General features: G+C 64.7%; 18 protein-coding genes. 8 read left to right on the forward strand and 10 right to left on the reverse strand.

Annotated features, from left to right (window positions below):
• Window positions 1-1,119 (reverse strand): adenylate/guanylate cyclase domain-containing protein (locus tag PSV40_RS17095; protein WP_300540011.1); only part of this gene is annotated, 1,119 nt, incomplete at its 3' end.
• A gap of 177 nt (window positions 1,120-1,296) precedes the next feature.
• Between PSV40_RS17095 and rlmB the strand changes: the two genes are divergently transcribed.
• Window positions 1,297-2,046 carry a 23S rRNA (guanosine(2251)-2'-O)-methyltransferase RlmB gene (rlmB, locus tag PSV40_RS17100; RefSeq protein WP_293592163.1) on the forward strand — a complete coding sequence of 250 codons (750 nt, stop codon included), beginning with the start codon at window positions 1,297-1,299 and terminating at the stop codon, window positions 2,044-2,046.
• A 111-nt stretch (window positions 2,047-2,157) separates the two neighbouring features.
• On the opposite strand, the gene PSV40_RS17105 is transcribed toward rlmB, so the two are convergent.
• The 5 genes from PSV40_RS17105 to PSV40_RS17125 all read right to left on the reverse strand — a co-directional run bounded on the left by PSV40_RS17105 (window position 2,158) and on the right by PSV40_RS17125 (window position 5,745).
• The gene (locus PSV40_RS17105; RefSeq protein WP_300540013.1) at window positions 2,158-2,736 is read right to left on the reverse strand and encodes a chromate transporter; all 579 of its coding nucleotides are present in this window, start codon (window positions 2,734-2,736) and stop codon (window positions 2,158-2,160) included.
• A complete protein-coding gene (locus tag PSV40_RS17110) occupies window positions 2,733-3,317 on the reverse strand; it encodes a chromate transporter (RefSeq protein ID WP_300540015.1) in 585 nt (194 codons plus the stop codon). The genes PSV40_RS17105 and PSV40_RS17110 overlap by 4 nt, the downstream gene beginning before the upstream one ends.
• 7 nt (window positions 3,318-3,324) lie before the next feature.
• On the reverse strand, window positions 3,325-4,242 hold the full coding sequence (locus tag PSV40_RS17115) for a DMT family transporter (RefSeq protein ID WP_300540017.1): 918 nt from the start codon (window positions 4,240-4,242) through the stop codon (window positions 3,325-3,327).
• A 16-nt stretch (window positions 4,243-4,258) separates the two neighbouring features.
• A complete protein-coding gene (locus tag PSV40_RS17120; protein WP_300540019.1) occupies window positions 4,259-5,212 on the reverse strand; it encodes a bifunctional helix-turn-helix transcriptional regulator/GNAT family N-acetyltransferase in 954 nt (317 codons plus the stop codon).
• 62 nt (window positions 5,213-5,274) lie between these two features.
• Window positions 5,275-5,745 (reverse strand): MarR family winged helix-turn-helix transcriptional regulator, encoded by a 471-nt coding sequence (locus tag PSV40_RS17125; protein WP_300540021.1) that lies wholly within the window; start codon window positions 5,743-5,745, stop codon window positions 5,275-5,277.
• 74 nt (window positions 5,746-5,819) lie between these two features.
• Between PSV40_RS17125 and PSV40_RS17130 the strand changes: the two genes are divergently transcribed.
• Genes PSV40_RS17130 through PSV40_RS17150 form a run of 5 tightly spaced genes read left to right on the forward strand, consistent with a single transcriptional unit; the run spans window position 5,820 to window position 11,001 of the window.
• Window positions 5,820-6,353 (forward strand): flavin reductase family protein, encoded by a 534-nt coding sequence (locus tag PSV40_RS17130; protein WP_300540022.1) that lies wholly within the window; start codon window positions 5,820-5,822, stop codon window positions 6,351-6,353.
• A 19-nt stretch (window positions 6,354-6,372) separates the two neighbouring features.
• The gene (locus tag PSV40_RS17135) at window positions 6,373-7,419 is read left to right on the forward strand and encodes a peptidase M29 (RefSeq protein ID WP_300540024.1); all 1,047 of its coding nucleotides are present in this window, start codon (window positions 6,373-6,375) and stop codon (window positions 7,417-7,419) included.
• Window positions 7,420-7,428: 9 nt separating this feature from the next.
• Window positions 7,429-8,205 carry an alpha/beta fold hydrolase gene (locus PSV40_RS17140; protein WP_300540026.1) on the forward strand — a complete coding sequence of 259 codons (777 nt, stop codon included), beginning with the start codon at window positions 7,429-7,431 and terminating at the stop codon, window positions 8,203-8,205.
• 21 nt (window positions 8,206-8,226) lie between these two features.
• Window positions 8,227-9,513 carry an acyl-CoA dehydrogenase family protein gene (locus PSV40_RS17145; protein WP_300540027.1) on the forward strand — a complete coding sequence of 429 codons (1,287 nt, stop codon included), beginning with the start codon at window positions 8,227-8,229 and terminating at the stop codon, window positions 9,511-9,513.
• Between the two features lie 12 nt (window positions 9,514-9,525).
• Entirely contained in the window at window positions 9,526-11,001 is a 1,476-nt protein-coding gene (locus tag PSV40_RS17150) for an AMP-binding protein (protein WP_300540029.1), read from the forward strand.
• A gap of 4 nt (window positions 11,002-11,005) precedes the next feature.
• Here PSV40_RS17150 and PSV40_RS17155 read toward each other — a convergent pair whose 3' ends face one another.
• Both PSV40_RS17155 and PSV40_RS17160 read right to left on the reverse strand, forming a co-directional pair.
• Window positions 11,006-13,165 (reverse strand): 3-hydroxyacyl-CoA dehydrogenase NAD-binding domain-containing protein, encoded by a 2,160-nt coding sequence (locus PSV40_RS17155; protein ID WP_300540030.1) that lies wholly within the window; start codon window positions 13,163-13,165, stop codon window positions 11,006-11,008.
• A gap of 96 nt (window positions 13,166-13,261) precedes the next feature.
• The gene (locus PSV40_RS17160) at window positions 13,262-14,467 is read right to left on the reverse strand and encodes an acetyl-CoA C-acetyltransferase (protein WP_300540031.1); all 1,206 of its coding nucleotides are present in this window, start codon (window positions 14,465-14,467) and stop codon (window positions 13,262-13,264) included.
• A 172-nt stretch (window positions 14,468-14,639) separates the two neighbouring features.
• Between PSV40_RS17160 and PSV40_RS17165 the strand changes: the two genes are divergently transcribed.
• The gene (locus PSV40_RS17165; RefSeq protein WP_300540033.1) at window positions 14,640-15,809 is read left to right on the forward strand and encodes an acyl-CoA dehydrogenase family protein; all 1,170 of its coding nucleotides are present in this window, start codon (window positions 14,640-14,642) and stop codon (window positions 15,807-15,809) included.
• A 69-nt stretch (window positions 15,810-15,878) separates the two neighbouring features.
• Here PSV40_RS17165 and PSV40_RS17170 read toward each other — a convergent pair whose 3' ends face one another.
• Complete coding sequence (locus PSV40_RS17170) at window positions 15,879-16,913, reverse strand: OmpA family protein (RefSeq protein ID WP_300540035.1); 1,035 nt, start codon at window positions 16,911-16,913, stop codon at window positions 15,879-15,881.
• Between the two features lie 290 nt (window positions 16,914-17,203).
• Complete coding sequence (locus PSV40_RS17175) at window positions 17,204-17,374, reverse strand: hypothetical protein (RefSeq protein ID WP_300540037.1); 171 nt, start codon at window positions 17,372-17,374, stop codon at window positions 17,204-17,206.
• 433 nt (window positions 17,375-17,807) lie between these two features.
• Between PSV40_RS17175 and PSV40_RS17180 the strand changes: the two genes are divergently transcribed.
• Window positions 17,808-18,323 (forward strand): hypothetical protein, encoded by a 516-nt coding sequence (locus PSV40_RS17180; protein ID WP_300540039.1) that lies wholly within the window; start codon window positions 17,808-17,810, stop codon window positions 18,321-18,323.
• Window positions 18,324-18,456 lie beyond the last annotated feature (133 nt).

Genomic DNA, 18,456 nt, shown 5'->3' on the forward strand with positions numbered 1-18,456 from the left:
CCCCCCCCCCGGGGGGGGGGGTGTGCCGGACCAGTCTGTCAGGTTGGCCGGATTGGGCACGGGCTGGGTCTTGTGGCTTTTCGGCTGCGTGAACAGCTGCCGCGCCGCCGGGTCGGGAATCGACACCGCCAGCAGGTCGCGCAGGCCCTGGGCGCTGACGGTGCGTCGCACCGCCTTGTTGACGAGGACGTTGGCCAGCGGCCCGATGCTTCTGGCGAGTTCAGCCTCGATGCCGGCCACCGCCTCGGGCGTCAGCGTGGCCAGGGCCGCGAACGAAGCGGTGTTTTCAAACCCGCTGCTCGCCGGTGCGACAGGGGTTGGCCGCGACGGCCGGTCCAGCACGGCATGGATCTCGTGCGAACGCAGGTGTTTGTCCAGGTGCGGCCCCATGGCGCTGAACGTGCCGGCGGCGTTGTCCATGATGCGCGAAATGACGTCGTGGTAGGCCCGCGAGACCACGATCTGGTTGGGCTGGGCAAAGTCCATGATGCGCTGGGCCACGTTGATGCCGTCACCAACCACGCTGATACGCTGGTGGGCGTCCTGCACCATGCGCACCGGCCCCAGGTGCAGCCCGATGCGTACCGCCAGCATCTGGCCGTACTTCTGCAGCAGCAGCCCGCGCAGCAGCAGCGCCGATTGCAGCGCCTCCTCGGGGTCGCCGAGAAAACAGATAGCCACGCCATCGCCGGTGTCCATCACGATGCGCGAGGATTCGGCCACGCCCTTGAGCGCCTTGCCTATCAGTTCGTTGAAGCGCTCCCTGAGCGCCAGCTGCTGGTCCACCGGATGTTTCGGAGAGCCCACCAGATTCAGGAACATCACGGTGCCCAGCACATTCCTGCGCAGCGCGCCGGCGGCCAGGGCCGGGGGCTGGCTCTCCGTGCCCGCGCTGGTGACCGCAGGCGTTTGGGCGGCCGCTGCTGCCAGACCGGCGGGCGGGGGTGCGGTTCCCTCCAGCGCAGCCCGCAATGGCGCGACGCTCTGCGGCCGGCGGCCCTCGTGCGGGCTCAGCGCCCAGTCGATGGCGCGCAGCGGCGCCCCGCCGAACACCGCCGTGTTGCCGATGTCCACCGCCCTGGGCATGGTGTCGTCCTGCACGCGTGCGGCGGGCTTCACCGGTTTTTGCCCGGTGGTCACCCGATCACCAACACCAGATTGAACTTCACGCGTAAACCCATGACGCCCCTATTTCAAAAAAACATCTTGTTACTATTTTAGGCTTGGCCTTTTGCCACCCATCCCCGCGGCGCCCCCTGCCGTCAGCAGGGCAGGTGGTGCAGCGATAATCGGGGGATGTCTTCTTCCCCCAAAGTCCTGTTCGGCTTCCATGCCGTCGGCGTGCGTATCAAAACCGCCCCGCAATCTGTTTTCGAAGTGTTTTTTGACGTGTCGCGACGCGACGCGCGCATGCGCCAGTTTGTCGACCGCGCCCGCGAGGCCGGCATCCGGCTGATCGAGTCGGACGGGCTGCGGCTGGCCAAGATGTGCGGCAGCCACGGCCACCAGGGCGTGGTGGCGCGGGTCGATGCCGTGCCGCAGGTCAAGTCGCTCGATGAACTGCTCGAGCAGCTCGAGGCCGCCGGGGAGGAGTCGCCGCTGCTGCTGGTGCTCGACGGCGTGACCGATCCGCACAACCTCGGCGCCTGCCTGCGCGTGGCCGATGGGGCCGGTGCGCACGCGGTGATAGCGCCCAAGGACCATGCGGCCGGTATCAACGCCACGGTCGCCAAGGTGGCCAGCGGCGCTGCCGAAACCATGCCTTATTTCATGGTGACCAACCTCGCGCGCACGCTCGGCGAGCTCAAGGAACGCAACATCTGGTGCATAGGCACCAGCGATGATGCCGAAAAAACCATTTACGACGTGGACCTCAAGGGCCCGGTGGCCCTGGTGCTGGGCGCCGAAGGCGAGGGCATGCGCCAGCTCACGCGCAAGACCTGCGACGAGCTGGTCCGCATCCCGATGCGCGGCGCTGTCGAAAGCCTCAACGTGTCGGTGGCCAGCGGCGTCTGCCTCTACGAGGCGCTGCGCCAGCGCAGCTGAGTGCGTCGCCAATAGCTCTCTTTTTGATAGCTGTCGGCGCCCTGTCCGTAAGGGCACAAGCCCTTTTTCATTTGAAATTTCCAGCCCCGCGGCATGGCGTGTGCTGTGCGGCTAGATCCAGCCGAACCAGCCCAGCAGCGCGCCGGCCCCCAGCAGCCACAGCAAATGCGTGCGGGTGCGCCAGACAATCAGCGCCGTCACCACGGTCAGCAGTGCCACCGGCCAGTCTTTCAGGCTGGTGACGTTGGCGCTGGCCAGAATCCAGCCGGTGGCAATCAGCAGCGCAATCACGATGGGCGCCATGCCCTGCTTGAAGGCGCGCACCCAGCGCAGGTTGCGGTTGCGGTGGCCCCAGCTGGCGGCCAGGTAGGTCAGTGTGGTGCTGGGCAGCATGATGCCCAACATGGTGACCAACACGCCGAACAGGCCCAGCAGCGGGCCGCCCGCGTTCAGGCCCACCTGCCAGCCCATCAGCGCAACAAACAGCACGTTGGGGCCGGGCGCGGCCTGGGCAATTGCCACCGAGGCGTTGAACTGCGGGTCAGTCAGCCAGTGCTGCCGGTCCACCAGGTAGCGGTGCATGTCGGGCGCGGTGGTGATGGCGCCGCCAATTGACAGCAGCGACAGCGACAGGAAATGCACAAACATGCCGAGCCAGTCCGTCCATTGCAGGTTCAGGCTCAGGCTCATGGGGCGAGCTTGCGGTAGGTCAGGGTGCAGGCCAGCCCGCCGAGGCCGAGCAGCACATAGGCCAGCGGCAGGCGCAGCAAGGCGATGGCGGCAAAACACGCCACGGCGAGAGCAATACAGGCCGGCAGCCCGAGCGGGTGGGTTTTCAGCGCGCCCATGAGTTTGAAGCCGGTGGCGGCGATCAGGCCCGCGGCCACCGCCCCCATGCCGCGCAACGCGCCGGCCACACCGGGGTGGTCGGCGAACTGCGCATACACCAGCGCCAGCAGCAACACCACCAGCAGCGGCACCGCGAGCATGCCGGCCAGGGCCGCCATGGCGCCGCGCAGGCCGAAGTAGCGGTGGCCAATCATGAGCGAGAGGTTGACGACGTTGGGCCCGGGCATGATTTGCGCCACGGCCCATTCCTCGACAAACTCTTCGCGCGTCATCCAGCGTTTTTTCTCGACCAGTTCACGCTGCACGACGGCCAGCACACCACCGAAACCCTGCAGCGCCAGCAGGGTGAAGGAGACAAACAGGTCGGTCAGGGACCGGGGCTGCGGGCGAGTGGCTTCTTGCGTGCCTGGCGGTGCATTCATGGGCCGATTATCGCCGTGCCGGCGCCGCGCCGCGGGTCGCCAGCCACAAACCGGAAGCTATTAAAAAGATAGCTGCTGCCGACCATGGGGAAAGGGCTTCGCCGAGAAAAAGTACGCCAAGCAGGGCCGCCGTCAGCGGGTTGAGCGCGAGAAAAACGGTGACCCGTGTCGGCGACTCGTGCTTGAGGGCGTAGAGCCACCAGAAGTAGCCGATGCCGCTGGAGATCCCGATCAGGGCGACCACGGTCCAGCTCTGCAGGCCGAGCGCCATGACCCGCGCCGGCCAGTTTTCGGTCAGGGCCAGCAGGCCGAGAAACAGCACCGACACCAGCATCGCAAAACTGGACACCGCCAGCGTCGGGTAACGCTGCAGGTAAGGGCGGTACAACACGCTGCACAGCGCCCCGACGCCGGCACTGGCCAGCACGGCCGCCTCTCCCCACCAGTGGCCCGGGTGCGGCACCTGGAGTTTGGGCCACAGCGACAGCGCCACGCCGGTGATGGACAACAACACGCCGGCCAGCAGCGCGGCAGAAATGCGCTCGCGCCCGAGCGCGCTGGACAGCAGCAGGGTCAGCAACGGAAACAGGCTGAAAATCAGCGCCGCCTGAGCGGCTTCGATGTGCTGCAAGCCGTAATTGAGCAGTGCGATCAATACCGCAAACTGGCCGGCACCGAGCGCGGCCATGGCCAGCCAGTCAGAAATTGCTATATTTTTAATAGCTGCTCGCGCTTGTCCATCAAGGGCTGGCGCCATGAAATGCTTCAAAAAGAAGGGCAGCAGGCAGGCAAAACCAATCGCATAACGCAGCAGCGCCAGGGTCAGCGGCGGCACCTCGGCCACGACAAAACGCGAGGCCACGATGGCCGCGCCGACCTGCACGCCGGTGGCGGCTGCGGCCAGCAGCGCCAGGTTGAACTTCACCGGGGCGGCTGCCGGTTCACAGCCGCAGTTCCCAGGTCTCGCCGACCAGGTCTTTGCCGAAGCCGGAGTAGGGCTCGCTTTTGACCAGCTGGAAGCCGCGCCTGGCATACAGGGCGCGCGCGCTGTCCAGGCAGCTGTTGGTCCAGAGCACCATTTTTTTGTAGCCCTTGCTGCGCGCAAAGGCCAGGCACTCATCGGTCAGGTGCGCGCCCAGGCCCAGGCCGCGTGCCTGCGGCGTCAGGATCAGCAGGCGCAGCTGCGCCACGGTTTTGGACTTGCGCACGACAAAGGCCGAACCGACCCGCTCGCCATTGACCTCGGCGATCCAGCAACGCTCCCAGTCGGGCTGGTGGTGGCGCACATAGCCGGCGACGATCTCCGCCACCAGCGCTTCGAAGGTGCTGTCCCAGCCGTACTCGCGGGCGTAGACCTCGCCATGCTGCTGCACCACCCAGCCCATGTCGCCGGGTTGCGGGTCGCGCAGCACCACGTTTTGTGGGGCGGGGGAAGTGTCAGGCGCCAGCAGGCGCTGCACGGTGGCCAGCGCCTGGGTAAGTTGCTGCTGCGCCGGCCTGGCCAGCGGTGCCAGCAGGGCGGCCGCCTCGTCGCGCGAGCGTTGCTGCAGCGGTGCAAAAGCCTGGTGGCCGGCCTCGGTGAGTTGCAGCAGGCTTTGCCGGGCATCGGTGGGCGAGGGTGTGCGTGTCAGCCACTGCCGGGCCTCGAAGCGGCGCAGGATGCGGCTCAGGTAACCGGCATCGAGGGACAGCTCACGGCCCAGTTCCGTGGCGGTGGTCTGCCGGCGGTGCGCCAGTTCGTAGAGCACACGCACGTCGGTCAGCGACAGGTCGCTGCCGAGGTAGGGTGTGAGCACGCCGATGCGCTGCGTGTAGAAACGGTTGAAGCTGCGCAGTGCCTTGACGTGGGCGGCGGAGACGGACGTGGAAGCGGTACGCGGTGGCATGGTAGCCATGATCCATCGTTTACTTGACTGAGTCAAGTAAATGATGACCGACGGATCGCAGGCAACTGCGGTCAGCCCCCGTCGCCGCGGCTGATCAGGGTGCGCAGGATCTTCTTCAGGGCCGTGACGTCACGTTCGCTGAAGCCCTGCAGCAGCAAGTCTTCATGCGCCTTGGCCTGGGCCAGCAGGGCCGCCACGGTGGCGCGGCCCTGAGCCGTTTCGAAGACCAGGGTGCGGCGTGCGTCAGCCGGGTCTTCGCCACGCCGCACCCAGCCGGCTTTTTCCATGCGCTGCACGAGTTTGGTCAGCGTCGGTTGCTGGGTCAGGATCTCGCGCGCGAGCTCGCCAATCGTCAGGCCGTCACCGTCCGACAAGGTGGCCAGCAGCCGCCATTCCAGCTGGCTCAAACCAGCCGCCTGGACCTGGGCGTGGAATTCGCTGTACACCGTGTGGCTGGCCCGCGCGAGCAGGTAGGACAGGTAGCCGTCGATGAAACGGCACTCAGCCGCTGGCGCACCGGCCGGTTTGCGGGAGCGGCTCATGGTGTGCCTCGCCCGAGAGGAGGCCGGGTTGGTGCGCTTGCGTATTGCATGAATATTCATATATTATGCGGCGAATGACTATTGCCCTGCAAGCCACCCCGGGTCCCGATGCTCTTGTTCGCGCCGCGGCGCCGGACAGCCGGGCCCTGCGCACCGCGCTGGGCCAGTTCGCCACCGGCATCACGGTGGTGACCACCCGTGCCGGCAGCGGTCCTTTTGTCGGGCTCACGGTCAATTCGTTTTCGGCGCTCTCGCTGGAGCCGCCGTTGATCCTCTGGTCGCTGCGCTGCAGTTCGCCCAGCCTGCCGGTCTTCGAAGAGGCTGATCGTTTTGTCGTCAACGTGCTGGCCGAAGCCCAAGTGGAGGTGTCGCGCCGTTTTGCCTCGCCCCAGGCCGACAAGTTCGAGGGGGTGCCGCATGCGGAAAACACCTGGGGGCTGCCGCTCCTGCATGGCGCCAGCGCCTGGTTCGAATGCCGCACGGTCTCGCGGCAAATCGCCGGCGACCATTGTCTGTTCATTGCCGAGGTCGAGCGCTTCACGCTGTCCGAGGCGGCGCCGCTGCTGTTTCATGCCGGCGCGTATTTCGCGCTCGGTTCACGTCTTTAGCCTTTAAGAAAGAGTTTTCATGCTGCAGGAACGAATTGAAGCCAAATGGATAAACTGCTTTGCCGAGACCTTTGCGCTGTGTGGCGTGAAGGCCGGCGACACCGCGGCCATCCTGTCCGAGACGCAGTCGCGGCCCGTCAATGTGCAGCTCGCCGAACTGGCGCTGGCCAGGCTGGGGGCGCGGGCCTTTCACCTGGTGCTGGCCACGCCCCGGCTGGCCGCACCAGTGCCGGTGCGCTCCTCCGGCGCCTCGGACGCCATCGGCCAGCTCGCCCCGGTGGTGCAGGCGCTGGCCGCCTGCACCTTTGTGGCGGACCTGACGGTGGAAGGCCTGCTGCACGCGGCCGAGTTGCCCGACATTCTGAAGGGCGGGACGCGCGTGCTGATGGTGTCCAACGAACACCCCGAAATCCTCGAACGCTGCCTGCCCGCTCCGGCGCTCGAACCCAAGGTCAAGGCCGGCATCAAGTTGCTGCGCAGCGCCAAAGCCATGCAGGTGACCTCGCAGGCGGGCACCGACCTGGCCATTTCGCTGGTCGGTGCGCAGGCCGGTGGTGGCTGGGGTTACACGGCCCGGCCCGGCACCATCTCGCACTGGCCGGGCGGCTTGTGCCTGGCCTTTCCGGCCCAGGGCAGCGTCAATGGGCGGCTGGTGCTGGCCCCCGGCGATGTCAACCTGACCTTCAAGCGTTATCTCGAACAGGCCGTGGTGCTGACGATTGAAAACGACTTCGTGACCGACATCGCCGGCCAGCATGTGGATGCCGACCTGATGCGCAGCTACTGGGCCGCCTGGGGCGACCGCGAAGCCTACGCCGTCTCGCATGTGGGCTGGGGCATGAACCCCAAGGCGCGCTGGGACGCTATGGCCCTGTACGACAAGAAGGACTTCAACGGCACCGAGCTGCGGGCCTTTGCCGGCAACTTCCTGTATTCGACAGGTGCCAACGAAGTGGCCGGGCGTCATACGCTGGGGCACTTCGATCTGCCGCTGCGGGGCTGCACCGTGGCGCTGGACGGTCAGGTGATCGTGGACGCCGGGCAACTGACCGGCGAGCTGGCCTGAACCATGGTCATGCCGGCTTACCTTGAACAGGGTGAAGGCGACACCGCCGTGTTCCTGCTGCATGGCGTGGGTGGCGGCAAGGAAGCCTGGGCGCGCAATCAGCCGGTATTGGCGAGCCAGGGCTTCAGGACGGTGGCCTGGGACATGCCGGGTTATGGCGCGTCACCACCCTTGTCGCCTTCCACCAACGTGCTGCTGGCCGATGCCTTGAAAACCTTGATAGCCCATGTGGGCGCCAGGCGCAACGTGCTGTTGGGCCACAGCATGGGCGGCATGATTGCGCAGGAGCTGGCGGCCCTGCATCCGGCGCTGGTGCACGGCCTGATTCTTTACAGCACCTCGCCGGCTTTCGGCAAGGCCGATGGCGCCTGGCAGCAGCAGTTTTTGCAGAGCCGCTTTGCGCCGCTGGACCAGGGGCTGGGCATGGCGGGTCTGGCCAGCAAACTGGTGCCGACCATGTTCGCACCCGACGCCGAGCCGGCGCGTATCGTTGAGGCCGCTGCGCTGATGGCCCGTGTCCCCGCGGAAAGTTACCGCGCCGCACTGTCGGCCATCGTCTCCTTCAACCGGCTGGCTGCGTTGGGCAACATCGCCGTGCCGACCCTGTGCCTGGCCGGGGAGCTGGACCTCAACGCGCCACCCGCCGTGGTGGAAAAAATGGCCGGCCGCATTCCCGGCGCCGCGTACGTCTGCCTGCCGCAGGTGGGCCACATCGCCAACCTCGAGCAGCCCGAGCTGTTCAACCACGCTGTCCTGACATTCCTGAAACAACACTTTTTGCCCTGACCCGACCCGAGGAACCGACCCATGTCTGCACTGCCCGTCTCCCCACCCCCTGCCGCCCGCTACCTGCCGCCTTCGATTGCCGGCGACTACACCGAACTCACGCCCAAGCAGGTCGAACTGCTGGCGATTGCTGCCCGTCTCGGGCGCGAAAAATTCGCCCCGCGCGCGCAGCAGATTGACCGCGATGCGGTGTTCCCCTTCGAGAACTACGCCGACCTGCGTGAAGCCGGCCTGCTCGGCATCTGTGTGCCCGAAGAATACGGCGGCTGGGGCGCCGACTTCGCCACCTATGTGATGACCGCCGCTGAAATTGGCCGGCATTGCGGCGCCACCGCGCTGACACTGAACATGCATGTGAGCTCCACCATGTGGACCGGCTTTATCGCCGATGACCTCGACATGACGCCCGAGCAGCGCGCCAACCATGAGGCGCACCGCAAGGTGCATTACGAGCGCGTGGTGAAGCAGGGCAAGGTCTACTCGCAGCCGTTTTCCGAAGGTGGTGCCGCTGCCGCAGGCAAGGCGCCTTTCGGCACCCTGGCCCGAAAGGTGGACGGCGGCTACATCGTCAACGGCAAGAAAATTTTTGCCTCGCTGGCCGGTGCGGCCGACTACTACGGCATTTTGTGCACACTGGACAAGCCGGGCGCGACCCAGCGCGATTCGCTGTACCTGGCAGTCGACAAGAACCTGGCTGGCGTCAGCGTCACCGGCGACTGGGACCCGCTGGGCATGCGCGGCACGGTGTCGCGCACGCTGGTGTTCCAGGACGTGTTTGTGCCTGAGGTCGAGCGCCTGATTCCCGAAGGCCTGTACGCCCAGGCGGCGCTGCGCTGGCCGCACATGTTTGCGACCCTGTCGCCGACCTACATGGGCATTTGCCAGGCGGCCTACGACTTCACGGTGCAGTACCTGCGCGGCGAGGTGCCCGGCACGCCGCCGGTCAAGCGCCGCATGTACCCGACCAAACAGATCGCGGTTGCGGAAATGAAGGTCCGTCTCGAGCAGACGCGCGCCATTTTTTTGCAGAATGCACGCGCCGCCCGCGTCGATCCTTCCAAGGAAATCCGTCTCGGACTGTACGCGGCGCACTACACCATCATGGAAAACGCCAACGAGATCTGCCGCCTGGCGGTGCGCACCTGCGGTGGCCAGTCCATGCTCAAGACGCTGCCGCTGGAGCGCATGTACCGCGATTCGCGTTGCGGTTCGCTGATGCTGCCGTGGACCGCGGAGCTCTGCATCGACCGGCTCGGGCGTGAATGCCTGTACGAGGCCGGTGAACAGGACGAACAGGCTGTGCTGTAAGCCGGGGTCGGAATGAACCTCGCGCAGATCATTGAGCGGCACGCGCAGTTTTCGCCGCAGCAGGTGGCGATCCACGCGGCGGGCGAAGACATCACCTATCCCGCTTTGTGGCAGCGCATTGAACGCGCGACCGGGGTGATGCTGGCAACCGGTGTGCAGCCGGGCGACCGGGTGGCCTGGCTGGGCTTCAATGACCCGGCCATGCTGGTGCTGCTGTTTGCGCTTTCTCGCGTCGGCGCGATTTTGCTGCCGCTCAACCACCGCCTGGCCGCGCCCGAACACGCGGCGATTCTTGGCCATGCGGGGGTGAGCCTGCTGGTCAGCGACAGCGCCCACGCCGGCGCGGCTGCCGCGCTGGCGGCGGGCCGGGGCTGCCGCTTGCTGCCTGCTACAGGGCTGGGCGTTGATGACGGCGGTGCCGGCACCGGCGTCCTCGCGGGGGAGTACGCCTCGCCGGTGCTGCTGGTCTACACCTCGGGCACCACCGGCCGGCCCAAAGGCGCCTTGCACACGCAATCCGGCCTGATCTGGAATTGCGTGATTTCCGCGCATGCGCATGAGCTCCGGCAGGACGACCATGTGCTGAGCGTGTTGCCCCTGTTTCATGTCGGCGGCCTGAGCATCCAGACCTTGCCGGCCCTGCATGCCGGCGCAACCGTGACCCTGCATGCACGTTTTGACGCGGCCGCCTGGCTGGCCGATGTCGCCAGGCGGCGGCCTACGCTGTCATTGATGGTGCCGGCCACCTTGCGCGCGGTGCTGGACCATGCCGATTTTGCTTCGGCTGATCTGTCTTCCCTGCGGTTTCTGGCCGCGGGTTCTTCCACGATTCCCGCGGCTATGATCACGGCCATCCATGCACGCGGCGTGCCGCTGGGCCAGGTCTATGGCGCCACTGAAACCGGGCCGGTCTCCATTTACCTGCGCCGTGCCGATGCGATGCAGCATGCCGGCGCCGCCGGCAAGGCCGGATTGCATGTGGAAGTGAAACTCGTCGACACGCTGGGCGAAACCGTGGCCCCGGGGGAGGTCGGCGAAATCCGGGTGCGCGCGCCCAATGTCATGACGGCCTACTGGGCCGACGCCGACAACCCGGCCTTTGCCGATGGCTGGTTTCATACCGGTGACCTGGCGCGCTGTGATGTCGCCGGTTTTTATGAAGTGGTGGGTCGCTCGAAAGACATGATCATCTCGGGCGGTGAAAACGTCTACCCGGCCGAGATTGAAAACCTGCTGGCCGACTGCCCGCAGATCCTGGAAGCTGCGGTGGTGGGCCAGCCAGACGCGCGCTGGGGCGAGGTGGTGGTCGCCGTCATTGTGAAAGCGCCTGGCGCAGATCTCGATGCGGCGCAGGTGCTGCAGCTGTTCGAGGGCCGGCTCGCACGGTTCAAACACCCCAAACGCATCGTGTTCTGCGAGGCCTTGCCCAAAACTGCGCTGGGCAAGGTGCAGAAAGCCGGCCTGCTGGCCAGCCTCCCAGCGCCATAAACCTTCAATAAACCGGCTGGTGCTTTTTGATCGTGGCCTTGACCTCATCGCTGAGCGCAAAGCCCGGACCGTACTGGGCAGCCAGTTCGCCGGCCCGCTTCACAAACGCGTCCACACCCATGCTGTAGATGAACTGCATCGCGCCGCCGGTCCAGGCGGGAAAACCAATGCCGAAGATGGAGCCGATGTTGGCGTCGTGCACGCTGGTCAGCACGTTTTCGCTGAGGCAGCGCGCGGTTTCCACGGCCTGGCGGTACAGCAGCCGGTCTTTCAGGTCGGTGATGTTCCAGGCCGTGCCGGGTTTTTCGAACAGGGGCTTGAGTTCGGGCCACAGGCTTTTCTTCGCGCCTTTTTCTTCGGGGTAGTCATAAAAGCCGGCGCCTGCGGCACGCCCATTGCGGTCGAACTCCTTGACCATGCGCTCGACGACCAGCTCGCCCGGCGTGGCGATGTAGGTCTTGCCTTCGGCCACATAGTCGGCGCGGGTCTGGTCCAGCACGTGCACGCTCAGTGACAGCGCGGTTTCGTCGAGCACGGCGAGCGGGCCCACCGGCATGCCGCACTGGATGCCGGCGTTTTCAATTGCCGCCGCGGGAATGCCTTCGCCCAGCATGGCCGCGCCTTCCATCACAAAGGTGCCGAAGGTGCGGCTGGTGTAAAAGCCGCGCGAGTCGTTGACCACAATCGGGATCTTTCCCAGCGTCTGCACATAGTCAAAGGCACGCGCCACGGTGTCATCGTCGGTCTGCTTGCCGCGGATGATCTCGACCAGCTTCATCTTGTCGACCGGGCTGAAGAAGTGGATGCCGATGAACTTGTCCGGGTGCGCGCTCGCCGTGGCCAGCCCGCTGATCGGCAGGGTGGAGGTGTTGGATGCAAAAAAGCCGCCAGGTGCGAGCAAAGGCTCGGCTTCCTGCGTGACCTTGGCTTTCAGGTCGCGGCGTTCGAACACGGCTTCGATGATCAGCTCGCAGCCGGCGAGGTCGGCCACCTTGTCGGTGGCGCTGATGCGCGCGAGGAGGGCCGCCTGATCTGGCGCGCTCATGCGGCCCTTGTCCACGCGTGCCTGCGTCAGTTTGGCGCTGTAGGCCTTGCCCGCATCGGCCTTGTCCTGGGTCACGTCCCTGAGCACGGTGCTGATGCCGCGGCTGGCCTGGACGTAGGCAATGCCCGCACCCATCATGCCGGCGCCGAGCAGGCCGACTTTCTGCGGCTTGTAACGCGGGACATCTTTCGGACGCGATCGGCCCGACTTGATCGCGTTCATGTTGAAGAAGAAGGTGTTGATCATGTTCTTGGCCACCGGGCTCACGATCAGCCTGGCCAGGTACCGCGATTCGATGCGCAGCGCAGTGTCGAAGTCGACCTGCGCGCCCTCGACCATGGCGGCCAGCGCGTATTCGGGCGCCGGATACAGGCCGCGTGTTTTCTGCTTGAGCACGGCCGGTGCCACGGCCAGCATGCCGGCGATCTTGGGGTTGGCCGGCGTGCCGCCAGGCATCTTGTAGTTCTTGTCGTCCCAGGGGTGATGCGCGGGGGCGGCGGCGCCATCATGCGTCGCGATCCAGGCCAGCGCCGCAGGCCGTAGCGCGGCCGCATCGGGCACCAGTTCGTGCACCAGGCCAAGCTCCAGCGCTTCATGCGGGTTGAAGAGTTTGCTTTCCAGGATGTAGGGCTGCGCGCCCATCAGGCCCAGCAGCCGCGTCATCTTGGTGATTCCGCTGGCGCCGGGAATCAGGCCCAGCGTGATTTCGGGCAGGCCGAACTGGATCTTTTTGTCGGCAACCGCAATGCGGTAGTGGCCAACCAATGCGACCTCCCAGCCGCCGCCCAGCGCCGTGCCGTTGAGGCAACTGACCACCGGTTTGCCCAGGGTTTCCAGCGTGCGGAAATTCTTCTTGGTCTGTTCGATCTCCTGGAACACCGCCGCGGCGTCCGATGCCTTCAGGCGCATCGTGGCCTTGAGATCGGCGCCTGCAAAGAAGGTGCTTTTGTTCGATGCCAGAACGATGCCGCGAATCGCTTCCCTGTCCTTGACCACCTGCGCGGTGGCTTCGGTCAGGTCTTTCTGCCACTGGGCGCACATGGTGTTGACCGGTGAACCTTCCTCGTCGAAGGTAAGCGTGGCAATGCCGTCGGTCAGTTCGTACTTGATTGTTTTCATGTGTTTGTCATTGCGGGCTCGACCCGCAATCCATGTTGGATGAATGTCATATGTCGGCAGGCTGTGGATGCCGGGTCAAGCCCGGCATGACAGGATCTAAATGGCTTCCACGATCGTTGCAATGCCCATGCCGCCGCCCACACACAGGGTGGCCAGGCCGTAACGCAGCTTGCGCCGGTGCAGTTCGTCGATCAGTGTGCCGAGGATCATGGCGCCTGTCGCGCCCAGCGGGTGGCCCATGGCGATCGCGCCGCCGTTGACGTTGACCTTGTCGTGCGGCACCTTCATCTCTTTCATGAAACGCATCACCACCGCGGCAAAGGCTTCGTTGACTTCGAACAGGTCGATCTGGTCAATCGTCAGCCCGGCCTTGGCCAGCGCCTTGCGCGCTGCCGGCATGGGGCCGGTCAGCATGATGGTCGGGTCGGCGCCGCTCAGGGCAGCCGCGACAATGCGGGCGCGCGGCGTGAGGCCATGGGTTTTTCCGGCGGCTTCGGAGCCAACCAGCACCGCCGCCGCGCCGTCCACAATGCCTGACGAGTTGCCGGCATGGTGCACATGGTGGATGCGTTCGACCTGCGGATAACGCGTCAGCGCCACCTGGTCAAAACCCATGCCCCCCATCTGTTCAAAAGCCGGCCGGAGCGAGGCCAGGCCTTCCAGAGTGGTGTGCGGCTTGATGAATTCGTCCTGCGCCAGGATGGTCTGGTCGAGGAAGTCCTTCACCGGCACCACCGAGCGGTCGAAGTAGCCGGCCGCGCGTGCCTGGGTCGCGCGCTTCTGGCTCTCCAGTGCAAAAGCGTCGACATCGGCGCGGCTGAAACCTTCAATCGTGGCAATCAGGTCGGCCCCCACCCCTTGCGGCACAAAACCGGTGGCACTGTTGGTCTCCGGGTCCTGGGCCCAGGCGCCGCCATCCGAACCGATGGGCACACGGCTCATGCTTTCCACACCACCGGCCACCACCAGATCTTCCCAGCCCGAACGTACCTTCTGCGCGGCCAGGTTCACGGCTTCCAGGCCGGAGGCGCAAAAACGGTTGATCTGCACGCCCGAGGCACGGAAGTCCCAACCGGCCTTGAGCGCGGCGACCTTGGCAATGACGGAGCCCTGCTCGCCAATCGGCGAAACCACGCCCATCACCACGTCATCGACTTGCGCGGTGTCAAAGTTGTTGCGGCGCTGCAGCTCGGTCAACACGCCGGCCAGCAGGTTGACCGGCTTGACCTCGTACAGGCTGCCGTCCTTTTTGCCTTTGCCGCGGGGTGTGCGGATGGCGTCGTAAATGAATGCTTCGGTCATGGGGTGCTCCCGGGGTGGTTCATGGATCCCGGATCAGGTCCGGGATGACAGCGAAAGAGGCTTCTGGTGGAGTATATTCATTTCACCAAGCAAACGCTTTGCATAAATATGACCCCCATGCTCAGCCCTACCGCCGCCTTTTACTCTTTGACTACGTCCAACAGGTGATCCCATGATCGAACGCACACTTTTCAGCAGCGACCACGAGGCTTTTCGCGACAGCTTTCGCCGTTTCATGGACAAGGAAATCGCACCTTTCCACGCGCAATGGGAGGAGCAGGGTTATGTGGACCGCGCGGTCTGGAACAAGGCCGGGGAGAACGGCTTCCTGTGCATGACCATGCCCGAGGAATACGGCGGCGCCGGCGCCGACAAGCTGTATTCCGTGGTGCAGATGGAAGAGCTAAGCACCGCGGGTTTTTCCGGCATCGGTTACGGCCTGCACAGCGAGATCGTCGCGCCCTACATCCTGCATTACGGCACCGAGGCGCAGAAGAAAAAATACCTGCCCAAACTCGCCAGCGGCGAGATGGTGGGCGCCATCGCCATGAGCGAGCCGGCGGCCGGCTCCGATCTGCAGGGCGTCAGATCCACAGCGATCAAACAAGCCGATGGCAGCTACCTGCTCAATGGCAGCAAGACCTTCATCACCAACGGCTGGCATGCCGACCTGGTGATTGTGGTGGCCAAGACCAACCCCGCGGCCGGCGCCAAGGGCACCAGCCTGCTGCTGGTCGAGCGCGGCATGCCCGGCTTTGCGGTGGGCAAACGCCTGAAGAAGCTGGGCCTGAAGGCGCAGGACACCTCGGAGCTGTTTTTTGACAATGTGCGGGTGCCCGCAGAAAACCTGCTGGGCGGACAAGCCCAGGAGAATCGCGGCTTTATCTGCCTGATGGAGCAACTGCCCTGGGAGCGGCTGCAGATCGCGATCGGTGCGGTCGCCGCGGCCCAGGCGGCGATTGGCTGGACGGTCGACTACGTGAAGGAGCGCAAGGTTTTCGGTCAGCCGGTCGCCAGCTACCAGAACACGCGTTACACCCTGGCCGAACTGCAGACCGAAGTGCAGGTGGCGCGCGTGTTTGTCGACAAGTGCACCGAATTGCTCGCCGATGACAAGCTCGACACCGCGACGGCCAGCATGGCCAAGTACTGGTGCTCGGACCTGCAGTGCAAGGTGATGGACGAGTGTGTGCAGCTTTTCGGCGGCTACGGCTACATGTGGGAGTACCCGATCACCCGCGCCTATGCCGACGCGCGCGTGCAGCGCATCTACGGCGGCACCAACGAGATCATGAAGGAAGTGATCACGCGGGCCATGGGCCTGGGCGCCAAGCCGTCCTGACGGCACCGACCTGGCAAAAAAAAGGGTTTCGGGATTGTCCCGGAACCCTTTTTCTGTGGTCAAGCCAGCTTAGTTGACGCGGCGCTCGATGACGATTTCCTCGACTTCAACACGGCGGTTGGGTGCCAGGCAATTGATCAGGTCCGCGCGTTTGCGGTCATTGCAGGTGACGACCGGGTTGGCTTCACCCTTGCCGACGGCTGTCAGGCGATTGGCCGCCACGCCCTTGCTGACCAGGTAGTTCCGCACGGCGTCGGCGCGTTGCTGCGACAACTTCAGGTTGTAGGCGTCCGAACCCAGACGGTCGGTGTAGCCGGTCACGGTGACATTGCCGCTGTACTGGCTGGCCCCCAAGGCCTGCGCAATCTCGTCGAGCTTGGTCTGCGGCATGCGCAACTGGGCGCTGTCGAAGCCAAACAGTTCGGTGGCCGACAGGGTCACACGCTCAAACCGTGCCGGCGCGGCGGCCGGAGGAGGAGGAGGCGGCGGCGGGGGTGCCATGACTGGCTCCGGGGCCGGCGGTGGCGTGTACTGCGTCACCTGGGTGCGCACTGGTTTGTCGAAGTAGTAGCTCAGGCCGAAGTTGAGCGAATTGGTCGTCAGGTGGTCGGCGCCGAAGGTGTTGTGGCGAACGTAAGCGCGGCTGCGGCGCAGGTCGGCCTGCATGAACCACTGCTCGGACAGGGCCACCTGGAAGCCGGCGCCCAGGCTCAGGTAAGGCGAGGTGGCACTGGCGGTGGGCAGTTTGTCGCGCTGCGCGCCAATTCCTGCAAGCAGGAAGGGCCGGAAGTTGCTGCGGTTGAACATGTACAAGGCATCGACGCCCAGCGTGGCCTGCTCGTAACGGATGCCATTCTCGGTTGACCGGCCCAGCATGCCGCCCCCCTGGATGTCCCATGACGGCGACACCGCTTTACCGAGGCGCAGGCCCAGCGCGTTGAAATTCTTGCCGCCGTTGAATCGGTCATCAGGGTCCACCACGCTGATGCCGGGCATGATGTAGGTCGACGGGTTGTCAACCAGCTGGGCCATCAGCAATGCCGGGCTCATACAGGCAAGCGCGGCTACGGCGGCAGAAAAGGTTCTGATGTGGGCGAGTTTCATGGCGTGTCCTTCAAACAAGAGCCCATGCATTGATAAGGGCGTGTGAGAGCGCGATCCATTGGGCGACGATGGTCGAGGATCGGGCCGCGGATGGGCAGCCCGTATCAGTGCAGCCCGCATGAGACTGTGGGACAGCGCCTACTGTTACGTGATGGCTGTGTTGGCCTCTTGCGTTGCTGGGGCAAAAAAGCCCCGCTTGAAGCGGGGCCGGGGCAGGCACGATGGGCGCCCTGTGAGGGGGTGCGGCGGCCGGCCCACCAGCATGCCAGCTCAATTCGTCAGCAGGCTCTTCATGAGGGATCCTTGCTGCGGGTACGGCCCACTGCGCTGAAGATGCCTATGCCCAGAATCACGAGCGCGCCAATGCCGATGTAAACGTGTGGGATGCCGGCTTCGAACGCCCCCCAGACCAGGCCACCCATAAAAATTGCGAAACCGACCATATACAGCGCAAAAGACATTGCTTCTCCAGAAGTTGATGGGCAAGTATCTGCAGCCAAGCTCACGTTACCTATCGGGCGCAGGCTGTTTGGCTTGTCGGATAACACCGACGGCATCGACGCGTGATCCGCAATCAAAGGTTTTAATGCCGAGTGCGTCCTGATGTCTTTTGACCTGTTTGCTGACATTTGTCACAGCCCCATGCGATCAGATTACCGTGTATCAGAAGATGACAAGCTGTAACGAAAGGCATACGATGGTTTTATTGTTGTCAAGGACGGCTTCCCCAGAAAAGGCGCCATGACAACACCATAGGCAACATAACTAGATAGACAACAGGGTTGGCACAAGTTACTCAACATTCGGTACGCCATGTCGTTCTTCCAAAACTTATTCTCTTCCTCGCAGGGCCACAAGGAAAGCGGTTCGGGACCGGAGACCGGCCCCGTCAAAATGAATCTCGACGAACGCATGGCGTTTCGCCGCGAGATGCTTTTCGATTCGGTCAAGGCCACCATGGAAAGCCGGGGCATCCTGAGCGGAAGCTACCGGTTCAAGGTCGTACGCGCCGACAAGCGCGGTCACAGTTTCGTCGTGATGGTGGACCTGTCCACCGATTTCATGGAAAGCGAACAGGGGCAGCAAAAGTCCCTGGCCGCCCTGGGTGCTGTCATCGGCAAAAACGCGCTGGCCCGTTATGGCCTGGGCGTGCCGGCGGTGTACTGGCGAGTCAACGAGGAACTCAAGGGCTTCGATCCGCAGCGCGCCGAAGCCGCCGCCAGGCCGGACAACATCAGCCACGAGGCGATGCGGGCCTCGAATCTGCGTCGCTACGAACGCGCGACGGCGCAGGAGCTGGCGGCGTTTGAGTCTGCCTGGCAAAACAGCAGCGAGATGACCATCGGTGACCGCACCTACTCTTCCGATCTCGCACCACTGACTGTCGCGGACAGCAAGGACAGTCGCTAAGCAGAAGGGCGCTTTGCTGCGCAGCGCGGGATAATGGCGGTCTGTTCACCGACCGGGTTTGTCCGATGCCTTTTTTCTTTCTGCGTTTGCCATCCCGGGCAAAGGCCCTTATCTTCGTTCCCGCATCGAAAGC

It is taken from the genome of Polaromonas sp. (genome assembly GCF_029945925.1).
Classification (GTDB): domain Bacteria; phylum Pseudomonadota; class Gammaproteobacteria; order Burkholderiales; family Burkholderiaceae_C; genus Polaromonas.